Below are 4,279 nucleotides of genomic sequence, written 5' to 3'. Positions count from 1 at the left end.
TATTTAACTGCTTTTATGCAAAAGTCTCAATTTGTTGAGATCGTTACCTTGAAGCAAAATAGCGCCATTGCTGGGCTCGACTAAGCGATTAACACAACGGATAAGGGTTGATTTCCCTGCGCCTGAAGGTCCAATCAGGCCAATTACTTCACCTGATTGGACTTCAAGGTTGATCCCCTTAAGCACTGGTTCATTAGTGTTGTAGCGCTTTTCAAGGTCAACAAGTTTAAGCATTAATATACCTTTAAATTATTTGCAGTCATAGCTGACGTTCATGGCGGCATCAATGTCACGCACAACTTTCCAGTGTTCTTTAAAGGAAATAGGCATGAATTTTTCCTGTGGTGGGTTCACATGGTTAAATTCCTTAGCTAAGCCTGTACCTTCCCAATTAAAGTTGAAGAAGGCAGCTTTTACTTTTTCAGCTAACTCTGGCTTTAAGTTATACACATAGCCATAGCCTGTGGTTGGGAATGACTGCGATTTATAGATAGATACGAGCTGATCAGCTTTTACAACATCACGCTCAAGCATACGAGATAAGACGGAGTTGGCAATGGCAGCAGCAGGGTAGTCTTTATTGGCAACACCTAAGATAGAGTTATCGTGCTTACCGCTAAATACGGGTTCAAAGTCTTTGCCGGCCTCCATCTTAAACTCTTGTTTTAATAGCGCTGAGGGCGCTTTATAACCAGAGTTGGAAGTTTCTGAGGTAAAGGCTAGTTTTTTGCCACGAATATCTTCTACTTTTTCAATGCTGCTACCGGGGTAGGTTAGGATTTCCATTTCATAGCCATAACGGTCGTCGTTAGAAGCCATCATGGCAAACGGTACAAAACCAGCGCAGTTAACAGCTAATGGGTTAGAGCCAGTGTTAAAGCCAGCGACGTGTAAACGACCAGCGCGCATCGCCTCTAATTGGGCTGCATTACTTTGTACTGGGAAGAATTGAACTTTTTTACCGGTTTCGGCAGCTAAGTGATCAATAAACTCTTTCCACACTTCAGCGTAAACAGCCGGATCCTCAACGGGTGTATAAGAAAATACTAAGGTCGCTGGGTCAATCCAATCTTTAGGATCGGTTGGCGCATCTGCCACTAAATCACCGTCCGCATCGGTAAAACGTGAATCGAGGGCGTGGCTGCTAAAGGGTAAAACAGCAAGTAAGGTGGCTAGTGCCAGGTTTTTGAAGTTGAACATTCCGTGTCCTTTTCAGTTGGTTGTAAGTAAAGTGTCGATTAATGACACGATGTTAGCAATGTATTATTTCAGTTTCATGAATGGAAACAGAGGAGTCGGGAAGAGCTCAGTGTCTTGATTCGAAACAGCAAGTTAAGGTTTTCGAATTTCAGCCGGCGTGCAGTGAAAATATTGTTTGAAAGCCTGAGTGAAATTAGAGACGTGCTTGTAACCGCATTCGTATGAGATTTCACTGATGCTGAGTGTGTTTTGCCTTTTATATGGTTTAGGAGTTTGGCTGCGCTATTTACGTGAGGCGAAGACTTCGAGATTGATATGATGGGAGATTAATTCAAAACGGCGTGCATTCACTCACGCCGTTGATTGCTTTATAAGGAATTAATGATCATGCAGCGTCTCTATGGTAGTGGCGCAAAGCATGCTCTTTACGACGTCCCTCGCTAAAGGCTGAGATTCGTTTCAGGTAACCGATGACGCGGGAACCGTAATCAATGTCCGTCGAGCCGCAATGGCTGCAAGTCTGTAAGGTACGCTTATCAATGTGATGGCAGCTATTACAAATAGTGATTTTGACGTTAATGCAAAAGTAATTGCAACCTGTGCGAGCAGCGATATCAAAGAGTGATTTATAACCCTGTTGGCTGAGTGCTTCATCTAGGTTTAAATGTAGTGCTGAGCCACCATCTAGGTAATCGACTAACTCGCTACCATGCAGTAAAAATTTATCTAGCGCATTAAGCCGTTCATCCTCGACCGGATAAAAATAGGAGTTATAGCATTCGCGAGAAACTTTATAGCCGTCTTCGCTATCCCATTTGGCATTTTTAACACCTAAGTTTTCTGCTGGGACAAACTCCGTATTAAAGCGGACACCATAATGTGCCGATGCTTTTTTATTGGCTTCAAAAATAGTTTTTAAGCGGCTTTGTACAAAGTCAATATACTCGGGGTTATAGCTGGCTTTAATGCCTTGAGATTCTGCTGCCTCAACCATACCATTAATGCCAATCGTGAGGAATTGTTTGTCCATACTGATAAAACCGGCATCATAAACTGAGAGCATACCGGCTTTTAAATAGTCTTCCATTAATTTGCGGTAGGCGTATTGATAACGGTGGATTTTATCTATTTCAGTGGCAAGCTCACGTCCATCTTGCTCTAGTCTATTCATATTGAGTGTGATGACGTTGATTGATCCGGTCGCAACACCACCTGCACCTAAGGTATAGGAAAAGGCGTGGTCTTCGATTTCGTTGCGTAAGCGGCAGCAAGAGGCTAATGAATCTGCGTTGTCGGAGAGGTAAATAAAAAAGGGATTACCTTCTGACAGCTCCTTTGCCAAGTGTTCGGCAAAGCTTTGATCTTTGCATTGACCGTTTTCTGTTAGCATGGCCGCTGTTACGACGGGAAAGGTCAGAATAGATTTTGTGCGCTCTTGATTAAACCACGTTAGGAAAAAGTCCTGCAAGCGCGAGACACTTTCCCAAACCGGTTTGCTGAAATCTGGAAACACAAAGTTGCCGAACATGGCATCAAAGTAATATTTATCATAAATAGAGATATTCCAAAAAACACTTTGATAACCTCGTGCGGCAGCTGGTTGGTTGATACTATAAACAACATGCTGTAAGTGATTGGCTATTTCGTTGGGGTGTGTATCTAAGTAATTATCGCCATAATCTTGTCGAGCAAAATAGTCAAAATAGCTTAGAAACTCAACTGTGGCTACGGCACCGGCAAACTGTGCACTGATTGCGAAGACTAGATTGACAAATGAGCCACAAAAAGAATCTAAATGCTTTGGTGCTTTTGATTCACCGCCCAGTTTAGTTAAACCATCATGTAAAAATGGATAAAGCGTTACGGATACACAATAGGGCTTTAAGCTGGTTTCATCGTGCACATAAATTTCATGCGCTTCAATTTGGCGAATATATTCATCAGCCCATTCTTGGCCAAAAATCTCGTTGATTTTTGCACTCACCTGTGCACGATTAATTTGAATAAGAAAGTCTTTAAGTAGCTCACTTTCCATGGTAGCAATATTTTTATGGGTGACATTAGCATTGGCATCCATGGTTGAGCCGTCGGCCGCATTATGAGCGGCCATATAGTTCCGCATAAAATCGAGTTTAGCGCTGATTTGAGTAGGGCTGAGGCGTATCATTTTTAATATCCTTCCAATAAGTAGATGAGTGGGTAACTGACTATTTGTGAAATAAGTGATTTAGGAGCGTGCCGTTTTTTAAATCGATAAAGCGTTGGTTAGTGCTTGATTGATCTAGGCCGCCAAGTTCCGGAATCCATGGCCCAGTTTTTAAATAATCTAATAGCGGCAGTAATTGCGCGGGTACTTGCTCTTTTTCTAAACCAGTATATAAACAAGTTTTTAAATTAGCTTGGCGGGACAAGGCTAAATAGACTGTTAATTCATCAGGGAGCCATTCGCCGCCCATAAATAAAACACAAGAGATTAAGTTACGATATTGCTGCAAGCGTCGACTGAAATGTTCAATGCTTAATATCTCACCTGAGTTCGCTTTCCAAGTGTCAGCGCTATGACACCCTTTGCAACGTAGTGGGCAGCCTGTAAATTGATAGGCGAGTGATACTTCACCAGGCACCTCAATCCACACAACCTCCTCATGTTTGTATCTTAAATTTCTCATATCACTATATATTGTGGTTGTTTATAAAAAAATAACTATATGTAGTGTTTTAGTGATTATTACTAGGTGTATCGATAAAAACAAGCAAGGAAACTTTGGCTTGTTGACTCAGATCAAGATAAAATAAAAAGCCAGAATTAGACGAGATGATAAAAGTCTCAAAAGTACTTGTTTTAATTGAGAAAAAGGCTATACTAAAAGTGATTCATGCATGATGTGTGTGTTTTTACACAACAATAATTCAGCCACAAAAGCTAATACGCTTGACAGCATAAAATATATAGCTCATAATTCATATCTTTCCCAGTTGAGGGGGCTAGGGATAACCCTAGCGAAGCAAAGTATCAATCAGATGCGATGGCTTCAAAACAACACGCTAAAATTTATTTTCAAATATTTTTAAAAATGTG

At 41.3% G+C, this 4,279-nt stretch carries 5 protein-coding genes; all 5 read right to left on the bottom strand.

What is annotated here, in order from left to right; genetic code table 11:
* Positions 1-3 precede the first annotated feature (3 nt).
* A complete protein-coding gene (locus tag HMPREF3179_RS01960; protein ID WP_070469478.1) occupies positions 4-234 on the bottom strand; it encodes an ATP-binding cassette domain-containing protein in 231 nt (76 codons plus the stop codon).
* Positions 235-249: 15 nt separating this feature from the next.
* The gene (phnD, locus tag HMPREF3179_RS01955) at positions 250-1,200 is read right to left on the bottom strand and encodes a phosphate/phosphite/phosphonate ABC transporter substrate-binding protein (protein WP_070469476.1); all 951 of its coding nucleotides are present in this window, start codon (positions 1,198-1,200) and stop codon (positions 250-252) included.
* Between the two features lie 132 nt (positions 1,201-1,332).
* Complete coding sequence (locus HMPREF3179_RS12625; RefSeq protein WP_081606608.1) at positions 1,333-1,437, bottom strand: helix-turn-helix domain-containing protein; 105 nt, start codon at positions 1,435-1,437, stop codon at positions 1,333-1,335.
* A gap of 148 nt (positions 1,438-1,585) precedes the next feature.
* On the bottom strand, positions 1,586-3,367 hold the full coding sequence (nrdD, locus tag HMPREF3179_RS01950; RefSeq protein ID WP_070469474.1) for an anaerobic ribonucleoside-triphosphate reductase: 1,782 nt from the start codon (positions 3,365-3,367) through the stop codon (positions 1,586-1,588).
* A gap of 40 nt (positions 3,368-3,407) precedes the next feature.
* Positions 3,408-3,869 (bottom strand): anaerobic ribonucleoside-triphosphate reductase activating protein, encoded by a 462-nt coding sequence (nrdG, locus tag HMPREF3179_RS01945; protein ID WP_048768086.1) that lies wholly within the window; start codon positions 3,867-3,869, stop codon positions 3,408-3,410.
* Positions 3,870-4,279 lie beyond the last annotated feature (410 nt).

Origin of the sequence: Oligella sp. HMSC09E12 (assembly GCF_001808505.1) — a bacterium.
GTDB classification, from domain to species: Bacteria; Pseudomonadota; Gammaproteobacteria; order Burkholderiales; family Burkholderiaceae_B; genus Oligella; species Oligella urethralis.
This window is presented reverse-complemented; position numbering and strand designations above follow the sequence as displayed.